This is a genomic window from Mycobacterium sp. NGS40 (genome assembly GCF_059812735.1).
This window is the reverse complement of sequence record NZ_JCALDG010000010.1, coordinates 47,753-72,872: the sequence shown is the minus strand read 5'-3', so window position 1 is coordinate 72,872 and position 25,120 is coordinate 47,753. Positions and strand designations below refer to the sequence as shown.

26 protein-coding genes are annotated in these 25,120 nt (G+C 68.4%); 5 read left to right on the top strand and 21 right to left on the bottom strand.

Translation table 11 applies throughout. The annotated features are described in order from the left end of the window. The first annotated feature begins 13 nt into the window (after positions 1-13). On the top strand, positions 14-1,219 hold the full coding sequence (locus AC5Y5O_RS16875; RefSeq protein ID WP_500025897.1) for a serine hydrolase domain-containing protein: 1,206 nt from the start codon (positions 14-16) through the stop codon (positions 1,217-1,219). A gap of 4 nt (positions 1,220-1,223) precedes the next feature. Beyond that, positions 1,224-1,763 carry a GNAT family N-acetyltransferase gene (locus AC5Y5O_RS16870; protein ID WP_500025895.1) on the top strand — a complete coding sequence of 180 codons (540 nt, stop codon included), beginning with the start codon at positions 1,224-1,226 and terminating at the stop codon, positions 1,761-1,763. A 17-nt stretch (positions 1,764-1,780) separates the two neighbouring features. Here AC5Y5O_RS16870 and AC5Y5O_RS16865 read toward each other — a convergent pair whose 3' ends face one another. Genes AC5Y5O_RS16865 through AC5Y5O_RS16840 form a run of 6 tightly spaced genes read right to left on the bottom strand, consistent with a single transcriptional unit; the run spans position 1,781 to position 8,470 of the window. Then, on the bottom strand, positions 1,781-4,462 hold the full coding sequence (locus AC5Y5O_RS16865; RefSeq protein WP_500025893.1) for a fumarate reductase/succinate dehydrogenase flavoprotein subunit: 2,682 nt from the start codon (positions 4,460-4,462) through the stop codon (positions 1,781-1,783). Further along, positions 4,459-5,211: an ABC transporter ATP-binding protein gene (locus AC5Y5O_RS16860; RefSeq protein WP_096286703.1), complete on the bottom strand. Its 753-nt coding sequence runs from the start codon at positions 5,209-5,211 to the stop codon at positions 4,459-4,461. The genes AC5Y5O_RS16865 and AC5Y5O_RS16860 overlap by 4 nt, the downstream gene beginning before the upstream one ends. Next, entirely contained in the window at positions 5,208-6,083 is an 876-nt protein-coding gene (locus AC5Y5O_RS16855) for an ABC transporter permease (RefSeq protein WP_243393856.1), read from the bottom strand. The genes AC5Y5O_RS16860 and AC5Y5O_RS16855 overlap by 4 nt, the downstream gene beginning before the upstream one ends. Beyond that, positions 6,080-7,468, bottom strand: a complete 1,389-nt coding sequence (locus AC5Y5O_RS16850; protein WP_500025888.1) for an ABC transporter substrate-binding protein — start codon at positions 7,466-7,468, stop codon at positions 6,080-6,082. Before AC5Y5O_RS16850 ends, AC5Y5O_RS16855 begins: the two co-directional genes overlap by 4 nt. Before the next feature lie 25 nt (positions 7,469-7,493). Further along, positions 7,494-7,724, bottom strand: a complete 231-nt coding sequence (locus AC5Y5O_RS16845) for a 4Fe-4S dicluster domain-containing protein (protein WP_500025885.1) — start codon at positions 7,722-7,724, stop codon at positions 7,494-7,496. Further along, positions 7,721-8,470 (bottom strand): GntR family transcriptional regulator, encoded by a 750-nt coding sequence (locus AC5Y5O_RS16840; protein WP_096286697.1) that lies wholly within the window; start codon positions 8,468-8,470, stop codon positions 7,721-7,723. Before AC5Y5O_RS16840 ends, AC5Y5O_RS16845 begins: the two co-directional genes overlap by 4 nt. 247 nt (positions 8,471-8,717) lie before the next feature. On the opposite strand from AC5Y5O_RS16840, the gene AC5Y5O_RS16835 reads away from it, so the two are divergent. Beyond that, the gene (locus AC5Y5O_RS16835) at positions 8,718-9,080 is read left to right on the top strand and encodes a hypothetical protein (RefSeq protein WP_096286695.1); all 363 of its coding nucleotides are present in this window, start codon (positions 8,718-8,720) and stop codon (positions 9,078-9,080) included. Between the two features lie 29 nt (positions 9,081-9,109). Here AC5Y5O_RS16835 and AC5Y5O_RS16830 read toward each other — a convergent pair whose 3' ends face one another. From AC5Y5O_RS16830 to efp, 4 genes are all read right to left on the bottom strand, one after another. Beyond that, positions 9,110-11,956 (bottom strand): aminotransferase class I/II-fold pyridoxal phosphate-dependent enzyme, encoded by a 2,847-nt coding sequence (locus AC5Y5O_RS16830; protein ID WP_500025881.1) that lies wholly within the window; start codon positions 11,954-11,956, stop codon positions 9,110-9,112. 158 nt (positions 11,957-12,114) lie between these two features. Then, positions 12,115-12,471, bottom strand: coding sequence for an antitermination protein NusB (locus AC5Y5O_RS16825; protein ID WP_096286692.1), 357 nt, complete (start codon positions 12,469-12,471; stop codon positions 12,115-12,117). Next, complete coding sequence (gene nusB, locus AC5Y5O_RS16820) at positions 12,468-12,953, bottom strand: transcription antitermination factor NusB (RefSeq protein WP_096286690.1); 486 nt, start codon at positions 12,951-12,953, stop codon at positions 12,468-12,470. The genes AC5Y5O_RS16825 and nusB overlap by 4 nt, the downstream gene beginning before the upstream one ends. A 2-nt stretch (positions 12,954-12,955) precedes the next feature. Beyond that, positions 12,956-13,519, bottom strand: coding sequence for an elongation factor P (gene efp / locus AC5Y5O_RS16815; protein ID WP_085221955.1), 564 nt, complete (start codon positions 13,517-13,519; stop codon positions 12,956-12,958). Positions 13,520-13,540: 21 nt separating this feature from the next. Between efp and AC5Y5O_RS16810 the strand changes: the two genes are divergently transcribed. Next, the gene (locus tag AC5Y5O_RS16810) at positions 13,541-13,663 is read left to right on the top strand and encodes a hypothetical protein (protein ID WP_279304391.1); all 123 of its coding nucleotides are present in this window, start codon (positions 13,541-13,543) and stop codon (positions 13,661-13,663) included. Positions 13,664-13,671: 8 nt separating this feature from the next. Here the strand turns inward: AC5Y5O_RS16810 and AC5Y5O_RS16805 are convergent, their stop codons facing one another. Further along, positions 13,672-13,989 carry a hypothetical protein gene (locus AC5Y5O_RS16805; RefSeq protein ID WP_096286688.1) on the bottom strand — a complete coding sequence of 106 codons (318 nt, stop codon included), beginning with the start codon at positions 13,987-13,989 and terminating at the stop codon, positions 13,672-13,674. Between the two features lie 38 nt (positions 13,990-14,027). Further along, entirely contained in the window at positions 14,028-15,140 is a 1,113-nt protein-coding gene (locus AC5Y5O_RS16800) for a M24 family metallopeptidase (RefSeq protein WP_096286687.1), read from the bottom strand. Between the two features lie 33 nt (positions 15,141-15,173). Between AC5Y5O_RS16800 and AC5Y5O_RS16795 the strand changes: the two genes are divergently transcribed. Beyond that, positions 15,174-15,911: a B-4DMT family transporter gene (locus tag AC5Y5O_RS16795; RefSeq protein ID WP_207768503.1), complete on the top strand. Its 738-nt coding sequence runs from the start codon at positions 15,174-15,176 to the stop codon at positions 15,909-15,911. Between the two features lie 3 nt (positions 15,912-15,914). Here the strand turns inward: AC5Y5O_RS16795 and aroQ are convergent, their stop codons facing one another. The 9 genes from aroQ to alaS all read right to left on the bottom strand — a co-directional run bounded on the left by aroQ (position 15,915) and on the right by alaS (position 25,092). After that, positions 15,915-16,349, bottom strand: a complete 435-nt coding sequence (aroQ, locus tag AC5Y5O_RS16790) for a type II 3-dehydroquinate dehydratase (RefSeq protein ID WP_096286683.1) — start codon at positions 16,347-16,349, stop codon at positions 15,915-15,917. Continuing rightward, positions 16,346-17,434: a 3-dehydroquinate synthase gene (gene aroB / locus AC5Y5O_RS16785; protein ID WP_096286681.1), complete on the bottom strand. Its 1,089-nt coding sequence runs from the start codon at positions 17,432-17,434 to the stop codon at positions 16,346-16,348. Before aroB ends, aroQ begins: the two co-directional genes overlap by 4 nt. Continuing rightward, positions 17,431-17,994, bottom strand: a complete 564-nt coding sequence (locus tag AC5Y5O_RS16780; protein WP_500025865.1) for a shikimate kinase — start codon at positions 17,992-17,994, stop codon at positions 17,431-17,433. Before AC5Y5O_RS16780 ends, aroB begins: the two co-directional genes overlap by 4 nt. Positions 17,995-18,001: 7 nt before the next feature. After that, positions 18,002-19,213, bottom strand: coding sequence for a chorismate synthase (gene aroC, locus AC5Y5O_RS16775; RefSeq protein ID WP_500026142.1), 1,212 nt, complete (start codon positions 19,211-19,213; stop codon positions 18,002-18,004). A 54-nt stretch (positions 19,214-19,267) separates the two neighbouring features. After that, positions 19,268-19,687 (bottom strand): A24 family peptidase, encoded by a 420-nt coding sequence (locus AC5Y5O_RS16770; protein WP_096286677.1) that lies wholly within the window; start codon positions 19,685-19,687, stop codon positions 19,268-19,270. 114 nt (positions 19,688-19,801) lie between these two features. Continuing rightward, positions 19,802-20,641 carry a shikimate dehydrogenase gene (locus AC5Y5O_RS16765; protein ID WP_096286675.1) on the bottom strand — a complete coding sequence of 280 codons (840 nt, stop codon included), beginning with the start codon at positions 20,639-20,641 and terminating at the stop codon, positions 19,802-19,804. Continuing rightward, a complete protein-coding gene (locus tag AC5Y5O_RS16760; protein WP_096286673.1) occupies positions 20,616-21,863 on the bottom strand; it encodes an endolytic transglycosylase MltG in 1,248 nt (415 codons plus the stop codon). Before AC5Y5O_RS16760 ends, AC5Y5O_RS16765 begins: the two co-directional genes overlap by 26 nt. Then, positions 21,856-22,380, bottom strand: a complete 525-nt coding sequence (ruvX, locus tag AC5Y5O_RS16755) for a Holliday junction resolvase RuvX (RefSeq protein ID WP_096286671.1) — start codon at positions 22,378-22,380, stop codon at positions 21,856-21,858. The genes AC5Y5O_RS16760 and ruvX overlap by 8 nt, the downstream gene beginning before the upstream one ends. After that, a complete protein-coding gene (gene alaS, locus AC5Y5O_RS16750; protein WP_096286669.1) occupies positions 22,381-25,092 on the bottom strand; it encodes an alanine--tRNA ligase in 2,712 nt (903 codons plus the stop codon). Positions 25,093-25,120: the final 28 nt, after the last annotated feature.

Sequence of the window (25,120 nt, the reverse complement as noted above, 5' to 3'; positions counted from 1 at the left end):
CTACCCTGACCGGGTGAATCTCGATGGCAACCAGGCCTCCATTCGCGAGGCGTGCGACGCCGGCCTGCTCGCCGGTGCGGTGACGGTGGTATGGCAGCACGGAGAAGTCCTGCAGGTCAACGAGATCGGCTACCGGGATGTCGACGCCGGCTTGCCGATGCAGCGAGACACACTGTTTCGCATCGCGTCGATGACCAAACCGGTCACGGTCGCCGCGATCATGAGCATGGTCGACGAGGGCAAGCTGACGCTCAAAGACCCGATCACGCACTGGGTACCCGAGTTGGCCGACCTGCGGGTGCTCGACGACCCGCGCGGTCCGCTGGACCGCACGCACCCCGTCAACCGGGCGATCCTGATCGAGGACCTGCTGACCCATACCAGCGGACTGGCCTACGGTTTCTCGGTATCCGGGCCCATCTCGCGGGCCTACCAGCGGCTGCCGTTCAATCAGGGTCCGGACGTGTGGGTCAGCGAGCTGGCCAAGCTCCCGCTGGTGCATCAGCCCGGCGAACGGATGACCTACAGCCACTCCATCGACCTGCTCGGCGTCATCGCGGCGCGCATCGAGGGCAAACCGTTCGACCAGGTCCTCGACGAACGGGTGCTGGGCCCGGTCGGCATGCCCGACACCGGGTTCTCGGTGTCCCCGGAAGGCCGCCGCCGGGCGGCGACGATGTACCGGCTCGACGGACAGAGCCGGCTGCACCATGACGTGATGGGGCCGCCGCACATCACGCCGCCCAGCTTCCCCAACGCCGGCGGCGGATTGTTGTCGACGGCCGACGACTACCTCCGATTCGTGCGGATGCTGCTGGGCGACGGGACGGTCGACGGCGAGCGGGTCCTGTCCGGAGAATCGGTGCGTCTCATGCGGACCGACCGGCTCACCGACGAGCACAAGCGGCACAACTTCCTGGGCGCGCCGTACTGGGTCGGCCGCGGGTTCGGGCTCAACCTGTCGGTGGTGACCGATCCGGCCAAGAGCGCCGCGCTGTTCGGGCCGGGCGGGCTCGGGACGTTCAGCTGGCCCGGTGCGTACGGGACGTGGTGGCAGGCCGACCCGGCCGCGGATCTGGTTCTGCTGTATCTGGTCCAGAACATGCCCGACATGTCAGCGGACGTCGCGGCGGCCGTGGCCGGCAACACCACGCTCGCGAAACTGCAAGCGGTACAACCCAAATTCGTCCGCCGCACCTATCAAGCGCTCAACCTTTAGCACCGTGGCCGACCACCCGCCCGATCGCATCGTCGGCCCGCGGCTCGTGCTGCGGCTCCCCACGCTCGCGGACGCCGGTGCGCTGTACCAACGGGTCGCCCGCGATCGCGCGGTCACGAAATATCTGCTGTGGTCCCCACATCGCGACGTGGCGACCACGCGGCGAGTGATCGCCGAGAAGCTCAACGCCACTGACGAAGAGCGAACCTGGGCCGTCGAGCTGCGGCACAGCGGTGAGGTCATCGGGCTGACCAGCTGCCGGCGCTCGGCGCCCGACGCGGTCGAGATCGGCTACTGCCTCGGCCGGAAATGGTGGGGCAAGGGTCTGATGTCCGAGGTGCTGGACATGGTGCTGACCGCGCTGCGCGCCGACCCCGAGCTGCTGCGCGTCTGGGCGACCTGCGCCGTCGACAATCTGCGGTCGGCGCAATTGCTGGAGCGAGCCGGGTTCGCGCTCGAGGCCCGGCTGGAACGCCACGCCGTCTACCCCACGATCGGACCCGAGCCGCGGGACGCCCTGCTCTACGGCATGGCCTTGCGCTGAGCGTGCGACGTGCCCGACTACGTGTTCTCCAACGCCCGGCGTGCATAGGCCCGCACGTCGGCGTCGCTGTCTTTGAGGGCGATGCCGAGCGCGTCACGGGCCGCGGCCTGATCGGCCCAGCGGGTCAGGCTGAGAACGGCCGCTTTGCGCACGTCGAGGTGCGCATCGGCGAGCGCATCGGCCAGTCTGGGAACTGCGAGTTCGGTCGCGGCACCCTTGAGCGCACGCGCCGCACCCTCGCGGATCTGCCACGCCGGCGCCTGCAATGCGCGCTGGACAGCCTCGAAATCATCTTCGCTGCAACCTAATTCACCGAGGGCCGCGAGTGCGGCCGCGCGCACCAACGGGTCGGCATCGACGATCAATGCGCTGACCGCCGCGCCGCCGGCGCGCAACGTGGCCAAGCCGGCTGCCGCGGCGATGCGGACCTCGCGGCTCTCGTCGCGGGTGGCCGCCTGGACCCCGTCGACGTCGTCGACCGAAACCAGCGCCCGCACCGCCTCGATCCGCACCCGGTGGTCGGAATCGTCGAGCGCGCGGCGGTATTGGCCGGCCGCACCGGCGCGGCGCGCGGACAGCAGGTAGACCGCGGCCGCCCGCACCACGGTGTCCTGGGACCGCAGATAGGGCTCGGCACCGCCCGGATCGGGCAGTACCTCGACCAGTTCGCGGATCGCCTCGGCGCTGGTGCGGCGCACCCCGGGGTCGGCGTCGTCGAGCGCGGCAAACAGCGCGGGCGCATAGCCGTCGGGAATGTACTCGGTCAGCGTCGCCACGGCGGTGCGGCGCACCCCGGGATCAGCGTCGGCCAGATACGGCTGCAGATCGGCGATCGTCGGTTCCTCGAGGGCGAGCACCTCGGCGATCCGTGGTGAGGGCGGATCGAATGTGGTTGCCGCCGTTTCGATTCGCGAACCCGCAGCGGCCGGGGCCTTGCCGCCGACCAGCGGCGGCTGCGCCACCGCATGCACCGTCTGATCCACCGGCGGCAGACCGTCCAGCTCAGGGACCGACACCAGGTAAGGGGCCACGGGACGCTTGAGGAACCGCATCTGTCCGTCGGGACCCTTGTGCAGGTTCAGGTGATAGCCCCACTCGCTGTCGTCGCGAACCGGCATGTCGGCGCGTTCGTGGTAAAGACCCCAACGGGATTCGGTCCGGGTCAACGAGGATCGCGCGGCCATCTCGGCGCAGTCCCGGATGAACGACACCTCGACCGCGCGCATCAGCTCGTGCGGAGTGCGGGCCCCCATCGCGGCGATCTCGTCATGCATCCGGTCGAAGGTGCGCACCGCGATCGACAGCTTGGCCGCCGTCTTCGGCGGGGCCACATAGTCGTTGACGAAGCGTCGCAGCTTGTACTCCACCTGTGGCTGCGGCGGCCCGTCCGGGTGTCGCAGCGGCCGGTAGATCAGCTCGTGTGCCTCTTTGAGTTGATCCTCCGGGAGTTGCTGTGGCGCAGCCACTTCCGAGCGCTTCGAGGCGGCGTGCGTGCCGGCGAGGTCGCCGAACACGAAAGCCCCGATCATGTAGTTGTGCGGGACACACGCCAGGTCGCCCGCGGCGTACAGCCCCGGCACCGTGGTCCGGGCGTGTTCGTCGACCCAGACTCCGGACGCGGAATGCCCACTGCACAAACCGATTTCGGAGATATGCATCTCGATGTCGTGGGTGCGATAGTCGTGACCGCGGTTGGCGTGGAACGTGCCACGGGTGGGCCGCTCGGTGGTGTGCAGGATGTTTTCCAGCGCGGTGAGCGTCTCGTCCGGCAGGTGGGACACCTTGAGGTAGATCGGCCCGCGTGCGGAGTCGATTTCACTCTTGACCTCGGACATCATCTGCCCCGACCAGTAATCGGAGTCGACGAACCGCTCACCGTCCGCGTTGACCTGGTAGCCGCCGAACGGGTTAGCGACATACGCACAGGCCGGGCCGTTGTAGTCCTTGATCAACGGGTTGACTTGGAAACACTCGATGCCGGACAGTTCGGCGCCCGCGTGGTAGGCCATGGCGTACCCGTCGCCGGCGTTGGTCGGGTTCTCGTAGGTGCCGTACAGGTAGCCGGACGCGGGCAGCCCGAGCCGGCCGCATGCCCCGGTCGACAGGATCACCGCCTTAGCGCCGATCGCGACGAATTCGCCGGTGCGCGTGTTCAATGCCGCCGCCCCGACGGCACGGCCGCCGTCGACGAGCACCCGCACCGGCATCAGGCGGTTCTCGATCCGGATCTTCTCGCGCATCGACCGTTGCCGCAGTACCCGGTACAGCGCCTTTTTGACGTCCTTGCCCTCGGGCATCGGCAACACGTAGGAACCCGAACGGTGCACCCGGCGCACCGCGTACTCGCCGTGCTCGTCCTTCTCGAACTTCACCCCGTAGCGCTCGAGTCGCTGCACCATCGCGAACCCGCGGCTGGCCGTCTGATAGATGGTGCGCTGGTTGACGATTCCGTCGTTGGCACGGGTGATCTCCGCGACGTAGTCCTCCGGCTCGGCCTTGCCCGGGATGACGGCGTTGTTGACCCCGTCCATGCCCATCGCCAGCGCGCCGGAGTGCCGCACGTGGGCCTTCTCCAGCAGCAGGACCTGCGCGCCGTTCTCGGCGGCCGACAGTGCCGCCATCGTTCCGGCCGTCCCGCCGCCGATGACCAGCACGTCACAGTCCAGGCGCAGCGGCGTCATGTCTGGAATCTCCATCATGCCGCCACCGCCGAATGATCCAGGGCGGCAATCACTTCGGCACGCAGTGCAGTGCGCTGCTGATCGACTCGCGGGTCCGGCACGTCGATCAGGGCACGCAGCGGCTGACCGGCCTTGCCCAGCACGGCGATGCGGTCACCCAGCAGCAGCGCCTCGTCGACGTCGTGGGTGACGAAGACGATCGTGGTCGGATGTGCGCTCCAGGTGTCGATCAGCAGCCGCTGCATGGCCGTACGGGTTTGGGTGTCCAGCGCGCCGAACGGCTCGTCCATCATCACCGCGCGCGGCGTCCCCGCCAGGCCGCGGGCCAGCTGGACCCGCTGTCGCATGCCGCCGGACAGACTCTTGGGCAGGTAGTCGCCGAAGCCGGTGAGGCCGAGTTCGGCGATCCAGCGGTCGGCCTCCGCGCGGCGCCCGGATCGCGGCGCACCCCGAAGCCGCAGGGCCAACTCGATGTTGGACCGCACGGTGCGCCACGGCAGCAGGGCGTTGTCCTGGAACACCATCCCGCGGTCGCCGGACGTCGTGGTCACGTCGGCGCCGTCGGCCAACACACGGCCGGCGTCGGGGCGCAGCAGGCCCGCCAGCGCACGCAGCACCGTCGACTTGCCGCATCCCGAGGGACCGGTCAGCACCAGGATCTCACCCGGGCGCACCGACAGGCTCAGCCCGTCGATCACCGGATCTCCGGTGTAGGACAAGCGAACTCGATCCAGTTCGAGACTCATACCGACGTTTTCTAGGGTCATCGCCTGCTCTCCTCCTGGGCGCGCGGCAGCCAGCTGGTCACCCGGCGGCCGACGACTTCGACTGCGGCGGCTGTGGCGAACCCGAGCACACCGATGGTGATGATGCCGACGAACACCTGCGGGTAGGCCAGCACGGTGTAGTCCTGCCAGGTGCGATAGCCGATGCCGAGGCGGCCGGAGATCATCTCGGCGGAGATCACGCAGATCCACGCCACCCCCATGCCGACCGACAAGCCGCCGAACACGCCCGGCAGGATGCCCGGCAACACCACCTGTTTCAGCACGTCCCACCGGTTGCCACCGAGGGTGCGCACCGAGTCTTCCCACAGCGTGGGCAACGCCCGGACCGCATGCCGGGTGCTGACCATGATCGGAAAGTAGGCCGCGAGGAAGGTGATGAACACGATCCCGGCCTCGTCGGTCGGGAACAGCAGGATCGCCACCGGAACCATCGCGATCGCGGGGATGGGCCTGGCCAATTCGGCCAGTGGACCAAAGGTGTTGGCGAACAACCGGGAACGGCCCAGCAGCACGCCCGTCGCGACACCGATCACCGCGGCCAGCCCGAAACCGGTCAGAATGCGGATCAGCGACTGCGCCAGGTCGAGCCAGTACTCGTAGGTTCCGAGCCGGCGCCCCAGCGCATGGACGATCTCGGTGACGGTGGGCAGCGTGTCGAATCGCAGCAGCAGCCGCACCTTGTCGGCGGTGAGCAGCTGCCACAACCCGATCGCGGCGGCGACCGAGACGAGCCGCAGCAGCCGCCACTGCCAGGGCGACGTGACGCGCCGCGGGGTGCCGGCCGCCGGGACCACGTCGGCGACGTGGCCGGTGACCGGTGCGGCCGGATCGCCGGTCAGGAAAGCAGTCATACCGAACCTCCAAGGGCCTGTTGGTAGTTCACGATGGCGCCGCCGGGATGGGCGGTGAGATAGCGATGCGCGCCGGCCGGGGTTCCGAACGGCAGGTAGTTCGGGCCGTCTTGCACCCAGACTGCCTTGTCGGCGAACCACCGGGTGCCCAGCTCGGCGTCGGGGACATAGGCGGCACGGACCTTGGCACCGTGCGCGGTCGCGTTCCGCACGGCCCGCAGCAGGCTGCTCGGATTGGCCAGTGTGTGGGTGGTATCGGTTCCGTCCAGCCACAGTTCGCTGGCCTGCGCGGGGTCCCCAGTGAGCAGGGATGGGTTGGCGGTCACGGCCGCAGTCGCGTCGTAGTTGCGGCCGCGTGCGCCGAACACGGCACGCAGCGGCGCGTCCTGGACGAAGCCCGCCACGTCGAGATCGGCGAAGTCGCCGATCGACTTCAGGTATGGCACATCGTTTTTCAGCGCTTCGACCAGTGGCGGTTTGAGGGTGGTGTCGAATGACGTGCCGCCGGGGCCGTTGTAGAGGTACACCACTTCCTGCGGCAACCCGCTGGCCTGGGCGACGATGCGGGCCGCCTCCAGTGGCTTCTGGTTGAGGAAGTCGGTGGCATCCAATTGCGCTTGCAGGAACGCGCCCAGCACCTCCGGATGCGACGCCGCATAGGCTCGGCGCACCACCACGCCGTGCAGGGTGGGCAGGTTCAGCTCGGCGCCGTCGTACAGCAGTTTGGCCTTGCCCTGGTACACCAATAGCCCGGGCCAGGCAACGAACTGCGAAAGACCCTGTACCTGGCCGGATTCCAGTGCAGAAGCGCCGATCTGCGGCTGCTGGTTGAGCACCTCGACGCCCTTGATGCCGCCCCTGTCCAGGGCCCGCACCAACGTGCCGTGGCCTGCCGATCCGACGCTGGCCGAGACCTTGGAGCCGGCCAGGTCGTTCAACGTGGCGGCCGGCGAACCGGGCGCCACCACAACCATGTTCAGTGCGCCCTTGGGGTTATAACCGGTGATCGAGACGATTTCGGTTTTCGCCAGCGGATTGGTCTGCGTCTTGGAGCCGTTGATCAGCATGGGGTAATCCCCCATCGAGCCGATGTCGATCTTCTCGGCCAGCATCTGAGCGGTGATCGGGGCACCGGTGTCGTAATCCTGCCACCGGACCGCGTATTTGGTGCCGGTGCGGGCGGTGATGTCGGCGAGCCGATGTTCCAGGTAGCCCTGGGCGCGTAGCAATGTTCCGGCGGTCACGGTGTTGATGGTCTTGGACTGGTAACCGATGACGACGTTGACCACACCGGAGGACGCCGAGAATGATTCCAGCGAGCAGCCGGACACGGCCATGATGATCACGGCCGCTACCGACAACAGCGCAAAGGCGTGTCGTTTCATGAAAGATCCTGGGCTGTAGGTTATTTCAGCGAAGTAGACAGGGCATATTGACCGTGACGGCTCCGGTCGGGCAACGGGCGGCGCAGGGGCCGCAGTACCAGCATTCGTCGACGTGCATGTACGCCTTGTTGGTATCCGGGTTGATGGCGAGCGCGTCGAGCGGACAGACGTCGACGCAGAGGGTACAGCCGTCGATACACAGCGACTCGTCGATCGTGACCGGCACGTCGACTCGGTTGTTGTTGACCAAGGTCATGGCTTACTCCTTACTAGGTGGCCGCGCATGGTGATTCGATCGCCGCGCATCCGGATGTACTCGAGGTCGACGGGCCTGCCGTCGGCAAGGCTGGTGAGGCGCTCGAGCATCAGCAGCGCCGAGCCGTCGGGCACGTGCAGGGTGGCCGCGGAGTGGGCGTCGGCCGGGATCGCCTCCAGAGCCAGCGATGCCGAGCCCAGCCGGCACCCGCTCACCTGCTCGATCAGCGCGAAAAGGTCTTGCTGTTCTAGGGGGTTTTCCAGCGGGTGGTCCAGGATCTGGGTTCCGATATCCGGGGTCAGGTAGGTCAGGTCGAGACTGAGCGGCAGGTCGCCGAGGTAACGCAATCGCTCGATGAACACCGCCTGCTGACCGGGTCCGAGTTGGAGCCGGCTGGCCACTGCAGGCGGCGCCACCACCAGCATGGCGGCGCGCACCTCGTTGCGGACTTCGCCGATGTGCTTGAAGGTTTCCTTCAGCCCCAGCAGCGAGTCGATCCGGTGGTCGTACTTGCGTTGTGCGACATGGGTGCCAACCTTGGGCCCACGGTCGATCAGGCCCTCGTGCTTGAGGATGCCCAGGGCCTCGCGGATCGTGTTGCGGGACACCGTGAATTCGGCTGCCAGTTGGCTTTCGGCGGGCAGACCGTCCGGATAGGCGGCGGCGTGAATCTGCTGACGCAACACGTCGGCGACCCGGCGGGCACGGTCGGCCCGGGGTCCGCGAATGGGTATCGCCTCGGCCACGCCGCCACGCTAATGCAGCTCAGGGGCATTTTTGGGGCCGGGGATCCGGGCCTGACCGGCGGCCGCGAGTATTGCGCCGGTTCACATTCGGCCACGACCAGCTAAAACCCAGAGCCCTTCGACTATTACGCCACCTACGGAAACGCGGTGCCTTTGTGATCGCGGTGAGCCGAACTTTCACCCCGGGTGCGGCGTCGCGCCGCGCGGGACACGACGTTTTGCCCGCCTCCGAGCGACAACACCGAGGATGTCGGAGTGCAATGGGACAGTTCGGAGAATCACGAGCAACTCTTTACGACTCAGCGGAATTGAACTCCGCTATGTGCTCACGTGGCAGCTGGCCCTGCACGGTGCGGCGACAATCCCCGATTTGATCCAGGCGCTGGCGCACCACAACTTTGACGCCGGCGAGCGCCCGTCGAAGTCCATTTCCGACGCGTTGCGTTGGGAGATCCGCTATGTGCGAGTCGTGCGATTGGCCCGCGGCCGGTACGGGCCTGGCTGGATGCCGCGCGGCACCGAGCATCGAATCCATCAACGCGTGCTCGCACTACGCGCACGGGCAGAGTCGCTCAGAGGCGGGCAAATCGTCGGGTCGTTGATCGCTTAGCCCCGGCGACCGTGCGGCCGCATCAAACGTCAGGCGTCTTCGGTGACGGCCCGCTGGATGCGATCACCGTTGCGCGCGCCGTTGAGAACCGACGTGTCCGCGGGCAGTTCGAACGACGGGTACGCGGTGCCCACCGCGGCCGACGCCGCGCTGCGCTGCGCCTCCAGCCGGTCCAATGCCTCCGCGGTGAACACCGACAGCCCGAGATCCGGGTTGTAGCCGTGGATTTCCTTCACGTCGAGCTGCGCCAGGAAATACAGGATCTCCTTGGAGACGACCTGCCCTGGAACCAGCACCGGGAAACCGGGCGGGTAGGGCACCACGAACGTGGTGGACACCAGTTTGCGGCCCTCGGCGATCCGCCGACCGGCGCTGCCGATCTGCACGTACTCGCGATCGGACTCCTCGTAGCCGGCGTAGAACGCCGCCCGCATGTCACCGAACGCACAGGCATCCACCGGGCGGAACGCGATATCGAATTCGCTGAAGTCGGGCAGGTGTGGCAGATCCTCGGTGATCTCCTCGACGCGGCGCTGGTGCAGCGTCCAGTCGGCCACACTGGCCAGCTCCCGCTCCCGATCGAGGTCGGTGGCGACCCGGCGCAGCACGTCGAGCAGGTGATGCACGCTCGACCAGGTGACACCGATCGTGAAGATCAGCAGCACGCTGTTGATCGACGTCTTGTTGATCTGGATCCCGAACCGGTCCATCAGGATCTTCTCGCGGAAGTCGTACCCGTTCATCCCGGTGTTGCCCAGGAACAGGGTGACGCGCGTCGGATCCAGCACGAACTGATCGGACCGCCAGGCTTCGTTCCACTCGGCCAGCGCGCCCTGCCGGACTTCGCGGTACGAGCTGACCGCCGACGCCCGGAACTCCTCGGGCACCAGGTCGGCTTCGTCGAGGATGCGGAACCACTTGCTGATCAGCCGGTCCTTGCGGACGCGGTGCCGGAACACCAGTGCCATGTCGTAGGTCTGGCGGACCAACTGGAATCCCTCGATGTCGACCTGCCGGCGCGCCAGGTCCAGCGAGGCCAGCAGTTGCTGGTTGGGCGAGGTCGAGGTGTGCGTCAAGAACGCCTCACCGAACGCGTCGCGAGCGCGCGAATTGAAGTCGCGGTCGCGCACATGGATCATCGACGCCTGCCGGAACGCTGAGAGCGACTTGTGCGTGGAGTGCGTCGCGTACACCCGCACCCGCGCCTTGGCCGGGTCGGGCAGCAGCCGGTGGTTGACCCACTCCGACCGGGGGATCCCCTCCATCTTCGCGGCCCAATCACGGTATTCCGCAGCGTATTCCGGCGATGCCAGCATCTGCTCCAAGCGGTCCGCCGCCACCATCGCGGTGCGTTGCCGGGCCCACGGAACGGCCGTCGCGAACGCGTACCACGCCTCGTCCCACAGGAAGCAGATGTCCGGCTTGATCGCCAGCACCTCCTCCATCACCCGCAGCGGGTTGTACACGACGCCGTCGAAGATGCAGTTGGTCACCAACAGCATGCGCACCTTGTCCAGCTGGCCGGCCGCCTCCAGGTCCAGCAGCGCCTTCTTGATCGTGTCCAGCGGCACCGCCCCGTAGATCGCGAACTGCGGCAGTGGATAAGCATCGAGATACAGCGGGTAGGCGCCGGCCAGCACCAGGCCGTAGTGGTGCGACTTGTGGCAGTTGCGGTCGATCAGCACGATGTCGCCCGGCCGGGTCAGCGACTGCACCACAATCTTGTTGGCCGTCGACGTCCCGTTGGTGACGAAGTAGGTCTGGTTGGAGTGCCAGGTGCGTGCGGCCTTGTCCATCGCCTTCTTGATATTGCCGTGCGGGTCCAGCAGCGAGTCCAGGCCGCCCGACGTGGTCGAGGTCTCGGCCATGAAGATGTTGCGGCCGTAGAACTCCCCCATGTCCTGCAGTGACCGGGAATTGAAGATGCTGGCGCCGCGGGCGACGGGCAGCGCGTGGAATTGCCCGACCGGCGAATCCGCGTACGCCCGCAAAGCATCGAAAAATGGTGTGGCGAAACGATTTCGGAGTCCGGCCAGTATCGTGCTGTGCAGATCGGTGACGTCGTTGAGCCGGTAGAACGTCCGGTCATAGACGTCGTGTTCCTCGTCGTTGCCCGCCGCGATCGACTCGTCGGTGAGCAGATAAAGGTCGATGTGCGGCCGCAATTCACGGATCCAGTCGCCACATTCGATGCAGTCGCTGCCGCTGTCGCGTCCGACCGCGTCGTCGGTGGCGCCCAGCAGGGTGTTCATCAACGGCACCCGGTCACGCGAACGCAGTGCCACGTCGTGGCGGATGATCGCGGCCTGAATCTCGCCGTTCAGCGCGACGGCGGTGATGGCGTCTTCGACGCTGGGCACCACCAGCAGCTCGAATTGCACGTCGTCGGACGGGCAGCGCAACGCCCGCAGGGCTTCGGCCAGGCAGTCGGGTCCGGTATTCGGCGAGTCGTCGGCGAGCAACACGGTGTAGAACTGCTGCTGCTTGGCCTGGGCCACCAACTCTTGGTCGGCCAGCGGGGTGGAAGTGTCGAAAAGTGCTGTGCGGTCGCCGTATTCGCTGAGCAGACGCACCGCCAGCGACACCTCCTCGGCCAGCCGCACCGTGGACAGGCCGTCGAGGTGGGAACGATAGGTCGCCAGATTGTCCGCCCCGGGATACAGCCAGTACCGCTCGTAGGCGCCGAGGCGGTCCATCAGCCGCCTGACCTTCGCCACCTCGTGCGTCTTGTCCAGCCCGGCCAGGTCCACCTCGGCGAGATGACGGCATGCGTCGTCGAGCAGGTTCCAGGTGTCGATGCGGGTATACGACGGATTGGCCACTGCCGCCAGCGCGGAGACCCGCAGCCGTCGCGTGTAGGCACTGTAGGGATTCATGTCGTCACCTGTTCTGTGATGGTGTCCGATACTCGGCTACCGCAGTGAATATTTCCCGACACCGACCTAAACGACTCGTACGAATCAGCGCGCGTCCTCATTGTTATCCGGTCTGGCCTGCGTGCGCGATCTTTTCGCTCAGCATCGCCGTTGTTCGGTCAGCGCTCGCTTTCGTCGCTGTCGACGACTCGCCGCCGAGGCAGCTCCCACCGTCGCACCGGCAGATCGCCGACGTCGCTGAGCGAGCGCACCACCGCCTGAGTGAGACCCATGATCGCGGCCATCACCGGCAATAGCGGCTGCAGCGGCCTGGCCGCCGCTCGCACCGTGCTGATGCGGCGGGCGACGATCAGCCGCTCGATCGAGTGGTACAGCCAGGCGCCCACGCCCAGCGCGTAGATCGAGAGCGCCGAGGCGACGATGGTCCACCCGTACGCGGCACAGATCACCGCACCCAGCACCACCGTCGCGGCCAGGAAGGCGGCGACGAACACGCGGAGTTCCAGCCGGGTCACGTTTCCTGGCTGCCCCGCATGGCCTTGGCCGCGGCCCGGATCTGCGGCGTCACCAGCATGACCTGGCCCAGGACGCCGTTGACGAAGCCCGGCGATTCGTCGGTGGACAGCTCCTTGGCCAGTTGCACGGCCTCGTCGACCGCGACCGGCTCCGGCACGTCGTCGGCATACAGCAGCTCCCACACCGCAACTCGCAGGATCGCGCGGTCGACGGCGGGCAGCCGGTCCAGCGTCCAGCCCTGCAGGTGGGTGCTGATCAGGTCATCGATGTGGGCGAACTGGTCGCCGACGCCGTGCGCGACCGCGACCGTGTACGGGTGCAGCGCCTTGACGTCGGGGTTGGCTTGCGCCAGCGCGATCCGGGCCTCGGCCACCTCGACCGGGGTCAGGCCGCGGGAATCGGCTTCGAACAGCAAGTCCACCGCGCGCTTACGGGCGTGGTGGCGTCCTTTGGCAGGCCTCGGCGATTTACCGTCCGGCATGGTCAGGCGTTGACCCGACCCAGGTAGCTGCCGTCGCGCGAATCCACCTTGAGCTTGTCGCCGGTGTTGATGAACAACGGCACCTGCAGTTCCGCGCCGGTCTCCACGGTCGCGGGCTTGGTGCCGGCGCTGGACCGGTCGCCCTGCAGGCCCGGCTCGGTGTGGGTGACGACGAGTTCGACCGACACCGGCAGCTCGAGGTACAGGGGTGCGCCGTTGTGGAAGGCCACCTGCACCGGCAGGCCCTCCAGCAGGAACCGGGCGGCGTCGCCGACCAGCGATTCCGGCAGCGGGTGCTGTTCGTAGTCCTGGCTGTCCATGAACACGAAGTCCGAGCCGTCGCGGTACAGATAGGTGGCGTCGCGGCGGTCGACGGTGGCGGTGTCTACCTTCACGCCGGCGTTGTAGGTCTTGTCGACGACCTTGCCCGAGAGCACGTTCTTCAGCTTGGTACGTACGAAGGCCGGACCTTTACCCGGCTTGACGTGCTGAAACTCGGTAATCTGCCACAGCTGGCCGTCGATCACCAGCACCAGTCCGTTCTTGAAGTCGGCAGTCGATGCCACGGTCGCTCTATCTCCTACAGGATGGCCAATTTACAGGGCTTGTTCTCCAAGGCCGGGCAGCTGCCCGGCAGCGGGGTTCCGCCGCAAACGGTGCGAGCAGAACAGCACCGGATGCAGCTTACCCGCGCTGCGGTGCGCCACTAACCGCGCGGCTAGCGCAGCTGCCCGGCACCGCACAGGCCGAAAAGGCCGTCGTTGAGATCGCACAGGTCCGACGGGTGCGACGGCGCCACCAGGTCGGAGGCGGGCGCCGGGGGCAGATGGTTCGCGGCGAGGTTGCCCAGCAAACCCAGCCCGACGCCGGCCGCGATCAGAAGCGGGCCCCGCCCGGCCACCCGGCGGACGGCCGTCATGACAACCCCGGTGGCGTCGTAGCCGTGGCCGACGAACAACACGGCGGTGAGCCAGAACCCGGCCAGAGCGGTGCACGCGGCGACTACGTAGACGGCGATGAGGGCTAGGTAGGCCATTTCCCGAATCCTACGCAGCATCCGGGCGCGAACGCCGGCTACGTCAGGATGGCCAGCTCCTTGGGGAACCGGGTCAGCAGTTCCGCCGCGGCCGGCTGGTCGCCCACGACCAAGGTGTCCTCGATGCGCACACCGCCGCGGCCGGGCAAGTAGACACCGGGCTCCACCGTCACCACCGAACCGGCCAGCAAAGTCCCCGACGACGTCGCGCCGATTCCCGGTGCCTCGTGGATCTGCAGACCCACCCCATGCCCCAAGCCGTGGCTGAACTGCTCGCCATAGCCGGCGTCGACGATCACCTGCCGCGCCGCGCCGTCCACCTCACGCAGATCGGCGCCCGGCCGCAGCGCCTCCCGGCCGGCCCGCTGCGCCTCGGCGACCAGCTGGTAGATCTCCAGCTGCCAGGCGGCGACTTTGCCGGCCTTGCCCAGCACGAAGGTGCGGGTCATGTCGGAGTGGTAGCCGGCGACCAGCGCGCCGAAGTCGATCTTGACGAAATCGCCGTCGGCCAGGACCGCGTCGGTCGGCCGGTGGTGCGGGATCGCCGAATTCGGTCCGGCGGCCACGATCGTCTCGAACGAGATCGCGTCGGCGCCGTGATCGAGCATCAAGGCCTCGAGCTCGCGGCTCACCTCACGCTCGGTGCGGCCGGGCCGCAAGCCGCCCCGCCCGACCAGGTCTTTGAGTGCGGCGTCGGCGGCCTCGCAGGCCAGTCGCAGCAGCGCCACTTCGCCGGCGTCCTTGATCTCGCGCAGCGCCTCGACCATTCCGGCGGCCCGCACCAGCTCGGTCGCGCCGCCGTGCTCGCCGACCTCGTTGGTCAGGGCGTCGAAGCCGTCCACCGTGACCACATTGCTTTCGAAGCCCAGCTTGGACACGCCCGCCTCGGCCGCCTGCCCCGCCAGGTGGCGCCCGACCGCCCGCTCGATGGCGACCTCGAGATCGGGCGCCTGAGCGGCGGCCTGGGTGCGGTAACGGCCGTCGGTGGCTAAAACGGCCTCGCGATCGTCGGCGAAGACCAGCAACGCGCCGTTGGATCCGGAGAAACCTGACAGATAACGCACGTTAATCAGGTCCGTGACCAGCATCGCGTCCAAGCCACTGGCCCCGATCTGGCGTTTTAGATTGTCTCGACGCTGGGAATGTGTCACGACTCACGACGGTACTCGCTACGCTGATTGGCCATGAGTAACTGGATGCTGCGTGGATTGGCGTTCGCTGGGCTGATGGTTGTTGTCCGGTTGTTTCAGGGGGCGATCATCAACGCGTGGCAGACACAGGCCGCGCTGGTAAGTGTCGTACTGCTTCTTGTGTTCGTCATCGCCGTGAGCGTGTGGGGGGTGATGGACGGCCGGGCCGACGCGAAAGCCCACGCGGATCCGGATCGCCGGGCGGATCTGGCGATGACCTGGCTGCTGGCCGGCCTGTTCGCCGGGATTGTGAGCGGGGCCGTCTCGTGGCTCATCGCGCTGTTCTACAAGGGCCTCTACACCGGGGGCCTGATCAACGAGGTGACGACGTTCGCGGCGTTCACCGCGCTGTGCGTCTTCCTGCCCGGCATCATCGGCGTGGCCGTCGGCCGATGGCGAATCGACCGCAATCCCCCGGCTGACCGCGGCACGGGAGGAGACGAGGAACGCGCCGACACCGACGTGTTCGCCGCCGCCAGCGCCGACGAGGCACCGACGGGTGAGGTTCCGGTGCAGCACCCGGGAGCGCAGGCCCAGACCTCGGCGGTGGCCACCGCCGAGCGGGAGGCGCCCACCGAGACGATCCCGACTCGTGCCGATGACGCCAAAACCGAGGTGATCCCGACCCGTGCGGACGACGACAAAACCGAGGTGATCCGTACCGAGTCCGACCCGAAGCACGCGGGCCCGGAATCCGAATGGCCGAGTTCGCAGTGGGGGAAGAAGGACTAGTCGCTAGCCCGTGTTCGCCAGGTAGCGCAGCGCCAGCAGGTACCCGTCGACACCCAGCCCGACGATCACTCCGGTCGCCACCGGGCTCAGGTATGAGTGACGCCGAAACTCTTCGCGCGCATGCACATTGGAGATGTGCACCTCGATCAGCGGTGCCCGCAGTTCGGCGCAGGCATCACGCAATGCCACCGAGGTGTGGGTCAGGCCGCCGGCATTGAGGATCACCGGCTCTCCCGCATCGGCGGCCGCGTGTATCCAGTCCAGCAATTCGGCTTCGCTATCGCTTTGCCGCACAACGGCTTTGAGTCCGAGTTCGGTGGCCTCGCGTTCGATGAGCGTGGCCAGCTGATCGTGCGTGGTGTCGCCGTAGACCTCGGGCTCACGGCGGCCCAGCCGGCCCAGGTTGGGGCCGTTGACGACGTTGACGGTGACGGTCATGGCGCACACACTCCCGCGTAGGCCGTCACCAGCAGGCCCGGGTCCGGTCCCACCAGCCGGCCCGGTTTGGCCAGCCCGTCGAGAACCACGAACCGCAGCACGCCGGCGCGGGATTTCTTGTCTCCGGCCATGTATTCCAGCAGCTGGGGCAGGGCGTCCGGGTCGTAGCTGACGGGCAGGCCCAGCGAGGTCAGAATGGCGCGATGACGCGCGGCGGTCTCGTCGTCGAGCCGGCCGGTGAGCCGGGCGAGCTCGGCGGCGAACACCAGGCCCACCGACACCGCGGCGCCGTGCCGCCACTGGTAGCGCTCCCGGCGCTCGATGGCGTGCCCCAAAGTGTGGCCGTAGTTCAGGATCTCGCGCAGTTCGGATTCTTTCTCGTCGGCGGCGACCACCTCGGCCTTGACCGCGATCGCGCGACGGATCAGCTCCGGCATCACCTCACCCTTGGGGTCAAGGGCCGCCTGCGGGTCGGCCTCGATCAGGTCGAGGATCACCGGATCGGCGATGAACCCGGCCTTCACGACTTCGGCCATTCCGGCCACGATCTCGTTGTGCGGCAAGGTTTCCAGGGTGGCCAGGTCGACCAGAACGGCAAGCGGCTGGTGAAAGGCGCCGACCAGGTTCTTGCCCGCCTCGGTGTTGATGCCGGTCTTGCCGCCCACTGCCGCGTCGACCATGCCCAGCAAGGTCGTCGGCACATGCACGATCGAGACGCCGCGCAGCCAGGTGGCGGCCGCGAAACCCGCGACGTCGGTGGCCGCGCCGCCGCCGAGGCTGACCAGTGCGTCCTTGCGGTCAATTCCGATGCGGCCCAACACTTCCCAGATGAATCCGACAACCGGCAGGTCTTTGCCGGCCTCGGCGTCGGGGATCTCGATGCGATGCGCGTCGACGCCCTGGCCGGCCAGGTGGCTGCGGATCGCCTCGGCGGTCTGCGCCAGGACCGGTTGGTGCAGGATCGCGACCCGGTGCCGGCTGCCGAGCAGTTCGCCCAGCTCGGTCAGCAATCCGGTGCCGATCACCACCGGGTACGGCGGATCGACGGCCACCTGCACGGTGACCGGTGGGGTGGGTTCTGTCATGTGGTTGCCTTGCTGGCGTTCGGGGTGCCGGGCGTGACCGGCTGGTGGGTGGTTTGCAGGGGCAGCCGGGACATGATGTAGCGCACCACCGCCCCGGGGTTGCGACGGTTGGTGTCGACCCGGATGGTCGCGACGCGCCGGTACAGCGGAATGCGTTGCGCCATCAGCGCGCGGTATTTCTCGGCCCGGTTTCCGCCGGCCAGCAGGGGCCGCGCGGACGTGCCGCCGGTGCGCCGCACCCCTTCGCGGGCACCGATCTCCAGGTAGATGACGGTGTGGCCGGCGAGCGCATCGCACACCCCGGCCGTGGTGACCGCACCGCCGCCGAGCGACACGACCCCGTCGTGGGTGGCCAGCGCCGCGCGCACCACGTCCTCCTCGATGCGACGGAACTCCTGTTCCCCGTCGGTGGCGAAGATGTCGGCGATGGTGCGGCCGGTCTGCTGCTCGATCAGCACGTCGGTGTCGACGTAGCCGACGCCCATCGCCTTGGACAGCCGGCGTCCGATGGTCGACTTGCCCGAGCCCGGCAACCCGACGAGTACCGCCCTGGGGGTCACCGCGCGCCTACCCGGACGCCTCGGCGCGCGCGGCCGGTGTTTCGTGCTCGGCGACCGCGCGCCGGTAAGCCTCGATGTTGCGCCGGGTTTCGGTCAGCGAATCGCCGCCGAATTTGTCCAGCGCGGCCCGGGCCAGCACCAGCGCCACCATGGTCTCGACGACGACGCCGGCGGCCGGCACCGCGCACACGTCGGAGCGCTGGTGGATGGCGACGGCCTCGTCACCGGTGGCCATGTCGACGGTGGCCAGCGCCCGCGGCACGGTCGAGATCGGCTTCATCGCCGCCCGCACCCGCAGCACCTGGCCGTTGGTCATGCCGCCTTCCAGGCCGCCGGCCCGGTTGGTCGAGCGGATCACGCCGTCGGGCCCCGGGTACATCTCGTCGTGGGCCTGACTGCCGCGGCGTCGTGCGGTCTGGAAGCCGTCGCCGATCTCCACGCCCTTGATCGCCTGAATGCCCATCACGGCGGCGGCCAGCTGGCTGTCCAGGCGGTTGTCGCCGCTGGTGAACGAGCCCAGTCCGACCGGCAGGCCCAGCGCCACGACTTCCACCACGCCGCCGAGGGTGTCGCCGTCCTTCTTGGCGGCCTCGATCTCGGCGATCATCGCCTGCTCGGCGGCCTTGTCGAAGGCGCGCACCGGGCTGGCGTCGATCGTCGCCAGGTCATCCGGTCCGGGCGGCGGCCCGTCGTAGGGCTGCGACGGGCCGATCGCGATGACGTGCGAGAGCACCTCGACACCGAGCGCCTGGCGCAGAAACGACCGGGCGACGGTTCCCGCCGCGACGCGGGCGGCGGTCTCCCGCGCGCTGGCCCGCTCCAGCACCGGGCGGGCGTCGTCGAAGCCGTACTTGAGCATGCCGGCGTAGTCGGCGTGCCCGGGCCGCGGCCGGGTGAGCGGCGCGTTGCGGGCGATGTCGGCGAGCTCGGCGGGATCGACCGGATCGGCGGCCATCACGGTTTCCCACTTCGGCCATTCGGTATTGCCGATCTCGATGGCGATCGGCCCGCCCAGGGTCACGCCGTGGCGCACCCCGGCCAGCACGGTCACCGCGTCCCGCTCGAACTGCATCCGGGCGCCGCGGCCATAGCCGAGCCGGCGACGGGCCAACTGGTCGCCGATGTCGGTGGAGGTGACCTCCACGCCCGCGACCATGCCTTCGACCACGGCTACCAGCGCGCGGCCATGGGACTCCCCGGCGGTGATCCAACGCAACACGGGTCCCATTCTCCCATGGTGCGCGGCCCGGTCTTGCCATGGTGCCGGCCAGCGTCAGGCCAGCAGGGCCAGGCCCGCCGCGCCCGCGGTGGCCAGACACATCGACGGACCGTGCGGCACCGAACCGGCGCCCCGCCCCCCCGCCACCAGCGCGGTCAGCAGCGGCGCGGCCACCGCCGCCAGAAACCACACCGCGGCGCCGAAGCAGCCGGCCAGCCCGCCCAGGCCGATCGCCAGCTTCACGTCGCCGGCTCCCATCCCGGCCGGTGCGATCAGGTGCACCAGCAGATACAGGCCGGCCAATGCCGCGGCGCCGGCCAGCGCGGGCCCGCCGCGCCCCAGACACCCCGCGGCCACCAGAATCACGCCGGCACCGGGCAGCGTCAGCAGGTTGGGCAATCGGCGGTGCCGAAGGTCGTAGCAGCTCAGCACCGTCAGCCAGACGGCCACCACCGCCGCCGCTGTTGCCCGCATGGGTTTTCTCCTGTGGCGTGCGCCGAGCGTGGGGGCTAGGTACAGAAACCGCCCCGAATTCGTCCATAAGCCCCACGCTCGGCGACTGAAAGTCGGCACCAGACCGAGGGAACGCTAGTCCAGGGCGGCCAGCGCGCAAGTCATCGCTTCGCGGGGGGCCGGCAGCCCGGTGAACTGCTCCACCTGCGCGAAGGCCTGGTGCAGCAGCATCTGCAGGCCGTTGACCACCCGTCCGCCCGCGTCGGCCACCGCGGCGGCCAGCGGGGTGGGCCAGGGGTCGTAGACAGCGTCCAGCAGCACCGGAATCGGCGCGAAAGCGCCGGCATACCGCGACGCCACATCGGCCGGAATCGTGCTGACCAGCACCTGCGCCGCCGCCACCTCGTCACCCAAGGCGTCCTCGTCCAGCCCGCGGAACCGGGTCGGCACCCCGATCCGCGTTCCCAGGTCCATCAACCGGGCCGCCTTCTGCGGGTTGCGCGCCACCACCGTGATGCCGCTGACGCCGAGCTGCGCCAAGCCCACGACGGCCGCCGGCGCGGTGCCGCCCGATCCACAGACCAGCGCCCATCCCGAGGCTCCCCCGATGGACGCCAAGGCGCCACTGACGCCGTCGATGTCGGTGTTGTCGGCCCGCCAGCCGTGCGGCGTGCGCACCAGGGTGTTGGCCGATCCCACCTGCTCGGCGCGTTCGGTGCGCTCGTCGGCGAATTCCAGCGCGGCGAACTTGCCCGGCGCGGTCACCGACACGCCGACCCATTCCGGCCCGAACCCGCCGACGACGCCCGGCAGCTCTTCGGCGCCGCACTCGATGCGCTCGTACGTCCACCCGACCAGGCCCAGCGCACGATAGGCGGCCAGGTGCAGTTGCGGGGACTTCGAATGGGCGATCGGCGAGCCGAGGACGGCCGCCTTTCTCGGGCCCGCGCTAGCGGGGCGTGCTGTCGAGGACACCGTTGTGCTTAGCCAGCTCGATGTTGGCCAAATGCTGCTTGTAGTCCTTGGTGAACAGCGTGGTCCCCTGGGCGTCGATCGTGACGAAGTACAACCAGTCACCCGGCTCGGGGTGCTCGGCGGCACGCAGCGCGTCGATGCCGGGCGAGCAGATCGCCGTGGCGGGCAGGCCCGGTGAGACGTAGGTGTTCCACGGCGTCTTCTGCGCCCGGTCGGCATCGCTGGTGGCCACCTCGCGACGGTCCAGCGGATAATTCACCGTCGAGTCGAATTCCAGTGTGTGGTGGGCGTTCAGCCGGTTGTAGATGACCTGCGCCACCTTCGCGAAGTCCTGCGAGTTGGATTCCTGCTGCACCAGCGAGGCCACCACGAGGATGTCGTAGGGCGACAGCTTCATCGCCTGCGCGCTGTCCACCAGCCCGGACTGCATGTACGTCGCGGCCCCCGCGCTGATCAGGTTGGCCAGGATGTTCTGCGGGGCGGCCGACGGATCTACGTTGAAGGTTCCCGGTGCGATCAGGCCCTCGAGGCGGCGGTGGTCCGTGCCCAGCTCGGTGACCGGCTGAATCGCCCAGGCCGGCACCGACAACACGTTGGGCGGGGTGTTGCCCGCCGCCGCGCGCAGGTCCTCCACCGAGACGCAGTGCTTGTTGCCGTCGAGGTCCACGCAGCTGGCGCGGGAGATCAGCGTCAGGATTCCCGGGTTGACCTTGTTGGTCTTCATGTCGGTGGTGTCGTCGAGCTGGCGCCCTTCCGGAATGACCAGCTTGCCCACCCGGTTGCCGGGGTCGGTCAGCCGCGCGACGGCCGAATCGGCCGGGATCTCGGTGCGCAGCCGGTAGAAGCCCGGCTGGATCGAGGTGATCGCGGCGTTGCCGTGCGCGGCGTTGATGAACGCCCGGACGGTCTTGATCACACCCTGGTTGTGCAGCGTCTCACCGACCATCGTCGTCGAGTCGCCGGCCTGTATCTGAATCACGATGTCGCGCTTGCCGTCTCCGCTGTAGTCGTCGCCGGCGCCGAACATCGTGTGCCACATTTTGGAGCCGACGAACACCGCGGCAACCACGATCACGACGAGCACGCCCAGCACGATGCGACCGGTGAAGCGGCGCCGTCGACGGCCGCGCTCGGCCTGGATGCGGGCCATCCGGCTCATCCGCTGCCGGGGTGGACCGACCGCGGCCGGCTCGGCCCGTTCGTCGCGTGCGCTATCAACCATCGATGACATCCCCCGACTGGGCCAGCGTCGCCCGGCGCTGATCGAGCCAGCTCTGCAGGATCGCGACGGCCGCCGCCTGGTCGATCACCGCCCGCTGCTCCTTGGCCCGCACTCCCGCCTCGCGCAGGGCACGCTGCGCGCTGACGGTGGTCAGTCGCTCGTCGGCCAGCCGGACCGGCACCGGCGCGGCTCCCCGCGCCAGAAGCTCGGCCAGCGCCTCGGCCATCTCGATCGCGTCGAGCGCCGACGGGCCGGTGCGGTCGGCCAGCGTCCGGGGCAACCCGACGACGACCTCGACGGCTTCCAGCTCGCGGACGAGCTCGGCCAGCCGTCGGACGTGCTTGCCGGAACGGTCCCGGCGCACGGTTTCCAGCGGTGTGGCCAGGATGCCGTCGGGATCGCTGGCGGCCACGCCGATGCGCACCCTGCCCACGTCGATGCCAACCCGCCGTCCCCGCCCGGGGTCCTGGTTAGGGTCGCCGGGCCGGTCGGGCAAGCGATGCTCTGCCAATGCCACTCAACCGACCTGCGCTATCACGGCGATCTCGGAGCGGACGGCCTCCAGCGCCGCGTCAATGCCGGTCGGGTTCTTCCCGGAGCCCTGCGCCAGGTCGGGCTTGCCGCCACCGCGGCCGTCGACGGCCATGGCGAGCTGTTTGACCAGATCGTTGGCGCGCAGCCCGAGATCTTGGGCGGCCGGATTGGCGGCGACGGCGTAGGGCACCGTCTCGTTCTCGCCTTCGGCGATCAGGGCGACCACCGCGGGATCGCTGCCCAGCGTGCCCTTGATGTCTCCGACGAGGGAACGCAGATCGGCCGCCGTCATCCCGCCCGCCATCCGCTGCGCCACCACACGGACGTTACCGATCCGCTCCGCGCCGGCTGCCGCATTGACCGCCGCGGCCTTCGCACCGGCCAGCCGGGCGCGTTCGAGTTCCTTCTCGGCGGCCTTGAGCCGCTCGACGAGGTTGGCCACCCGGGCGGGCACTTCTTCGGAGGGCACCTTCAGCGAAGACGCCAGCCCCGCCATCAGCGCCCGCTCCTTGGCCAGGTGCCGGAACGACTCCAGCCCCACGTAGGCCTCCACCCGGCGCACCCCCGAGCCGATCGACGACTCGCCGAGGATCGTCACGGGGCCGATCTGCGCCGAGTTGTGCACGTGGGTTCCGCCGCACAGCTCCAGCGAGAACGGGCCGCCGATCTCGACCACCCGCACTTCGTCGGGGTAGGCCTCGCCGAACAACGCCATCGCGCCCATCGCCTTGGCCTTCTCCAGCGATTCGTTGAAGGTGTGCACCTCGAAGTCGGCCTGCACGGCCTCGTTGGTGACTTCTTCGATCTGGCTGCGCTGTTCGTCGGTCAGCGCGCCCTGCCAGTTGAAGTCGAAGCGCAGGTAGCCCGGACGGTTCAGGGATCCGGCCTGAACGGCGTTGGGGCCCAAAACTTGTCGCAGTGCGGCGTGCACCATGTGGGTGCCCGAGTGACCCTGGGTTGCACCCTTACGCCAGCCGGTGTCCACCGCCGCGATCACGGTGTCGCCCTCGACGAACTCACCGGACTCGACGTTAACCCGATGCACCCAAAGGGTTTTGGCGATCTTCTGCACATCGGTGACCGCCGCCCGGGCGCTCTCGCCGGCTCCGGTTCCGCTGATGGTGCCCTCGTCGGCGATTTGGCCACCGGATTCCGCATACAGCGGCGTGCGGTCCAGGATCAGCTCGACTCGGTCGGCCGCCTCGGCGCCGTGCTCGCCGTGCGCGACCACCGGCACCCGCTTGCCGTCGACGAAGATGCCCAAAATCCTTGCCTGCGAGCTCAACTCGTCGAAGCCGGTGAACTCCGTCGGGCCAGAGTCGACCAGCTCGCGGTAGGCGGTCAGGTCGGCGTGCGCGTGTTTGCGGGCGGCGGCATCGGCCTTGGCGCGCCGGCGCTGCTCGGCCATCAGCTCCCGGAAACCGAGTTCGTCGACCTGCAGGCCGGCCTCCGACGCCATCTCCAGGGTGAGCTCGATCGGGAAGCCGTAGGTGTCGTGCAGGGCGAAGGCGTCCGAACCGGAAACCACTTTGGCCCCGGCGGCTTTGGTGGCACCGGCCACGTCGTCGAACAGCTTCGAGCCCGACGCCAGGGTGCGGTTGAACGCGGTCTCCTCGGCGACGGCGATGCGCTTGATCCGGTCGAAATCGGCGACGAGTTCGGGATAGGACGGGCCCATCGCGTCGCGCACCGTGGTCATCAGGTCGCCGACGATCGGTCCATCGATGCCCAGCAGCTTGGCCGAGCGGATCACCCGGCGCAGCAGCCGGCGCAGCACGTAGCCGCGGCCGTCGTTGCCCGGGCTGACGCCGTCGCCGATCAGGATCGCGGCGGTGCGGCTGTGGTCGGCGATCACGCGGTAGCGCACGTCGTCGTCGTGGTTGCCGGCGTCGTAGCCGCGCGGGGCGCGCGCTGCCACCATGTCGATGACCGGGCGCAGCAGGTCGGTCTCGTACACGTTGTGCACGCCCTGCAAGATGAACGCCACCCGCTCCACACCCATGCCGGTGTCAATGTTCTTGCGCGGCAACGGCCCAAGGATCTCGAAGTCTTCCTTGCCGGTTCCCTCGCCGCGCTCGTTCTGCATGAACACGAGATTCCAGATCTCGATGTAGCGGTCTTCGTTGGCGATCGGGCCGCCCTCGACACCGAATTCCGGGCCACGGTCGTAGTAGATCTCCGACGACGGGCCACACGGTCCGGGGATGCCCATCGACCAATAGTTGTCCGCCATGCCGCGTCGCTGGATCCGCTCCGCGGGCAGCCCGGCGATGTCCTGCCACAGCTGCATGGCCTCGTCGTCGTCGAAAAAGACCGTGGTCCAGATCTTTTCGGGGTCCAAGCCGTAGCCGCCGTCCGCGACGGACGTGGTCAGCAACGACCAGGCCAGCTCGATGGCCTCGCGCTTGAAGTAGTCGCCGAACGAGAAGTTGCCGGCCATCTGGAAAAAGGTGTTGTGCCGGGTCGTGATGCCCACCTCGTCGATATCCGGCGTGCGGATGCACTTCTGGATGCTGGTGGCCGTCGCGTACGGCGGGGTGCGCGCACCCAGGAAGAACGGCACGAACTGGACCATGCCGGCGTTGACGAACAGCAGGTTGGGGTCGTCGAGGATCACCGATGCGCTCGGCACCTCGGTGTGGCCCGCCTTCACGAAGTGATCAAGAAACCGCTTCCTGATCTCGTGTGTCTGCACTTCTTTTCCGCTTCTTCCTATCAGCTGT

Coding starts and splice junctions, on each gene's coding strand:
- AC5Y5O_RS16805 (WP_096286688.1), bottom strand. CDS start 13,989: ATGGCCTACCTAGCCCTCATCGCCGTCTACGTAGTCGCCGCGTGCACC.
- AC5Y5O_RS16770 (WP_096286677.1), bottom strand. CDS start 19,687: ATGCGGGCAACAGCGGCGGCGGTGGTGGCCGTCTGGCTGACGGTGCTG.
- aroQ (WP_096286683.1), bottom strand. CDS start 16,349: ATGACCGTCACCGTCAACGTCGTCAACGGCCCCAACCTGGGCCGGCTG.
- AC5Y5O_RS16850 (WP_500025888.1), bottom strand. CDS start 7,468: ATGAAACGACACGCCTTTGCGCTGTTGTCGGTAGCGGCCGTGATCATC.
- AC5Y5O_RS16810 (WP_279304391.1), top strand. CDS start 13,541: ATGGCCAATTTACAGGGCTTGTTCTCCAAGGCCGGGCAGCTGCCCGGC.
- AC5Y5O_RS16865 (WP_500025893.1), bottom strand. CDS start 4,462: ATGATGGAGATTCCAGACATGACGCCGCTGCGCCTGGACTGTGACGTG.
- AC5Y5O_RS16855 (WP_243393856.1), bottom strand. CDS start 6,083: ATGACTGCTTTCCTGACCGGCGATCCGGCCGCACCGGTCACCGGCCAC.
- AC5Y5O_RS16760 (WP_096286673.1), bottom strand. CDS start 21,863: ATGGTTGATAGCGCACGCGACGAACGGGCCGAGCCGGCCGCGGTCGGT.
- AC5Y5O_RS16845 (WP_500025885.1), bottom strand. CDS start 7,724: ATGACCTTGGTCAACAACAACCGAGTCGACGTGCCGGTCACGATCGAC.
- AC5Y5O_RS16795 (WP_207768503.1), top strand. CDS start 15,174: ATGAGTAACTGGATGCTGCGTGGATTGGCGTTCGCTGGGCTGATGGTT.
- AC5Y5O_RS16860 (WP_096286703.1), bottom strand. CDS start 5,211: ATGACCCTAGAAAACGTCGGTATGAGTCTCGAACTGGATCGAGTTCGC.
- AC5Y5O_RS16835 (WP_096286695.1), top strand. CDS start 8,718: ATGTCGGAGTGCAATGGGACAGTTCGGAGAATCACGAGCAACTCTTTA.
- aroB (WP_096286681.1), bottom strand. CDS start 17,434: ATGACAGAACCCACCCCACCGGTCACCGTGCAGGTGGCCGTCGATCCG.
- nusB (WP_096286690.1), bottom strand. CDS start 12,953: ATGCCGGACGGTAAATCGCCGAGGCCTGCCAAAGGACGCCACCACGCC.
- AC5Y5O_RS16830 (WP_500025881.1), bottom strand. CDS start 11,956: ATGAATCCCTACAGTGCCTACACGCGACGGCTGCGGGTCTCCGCGCTG.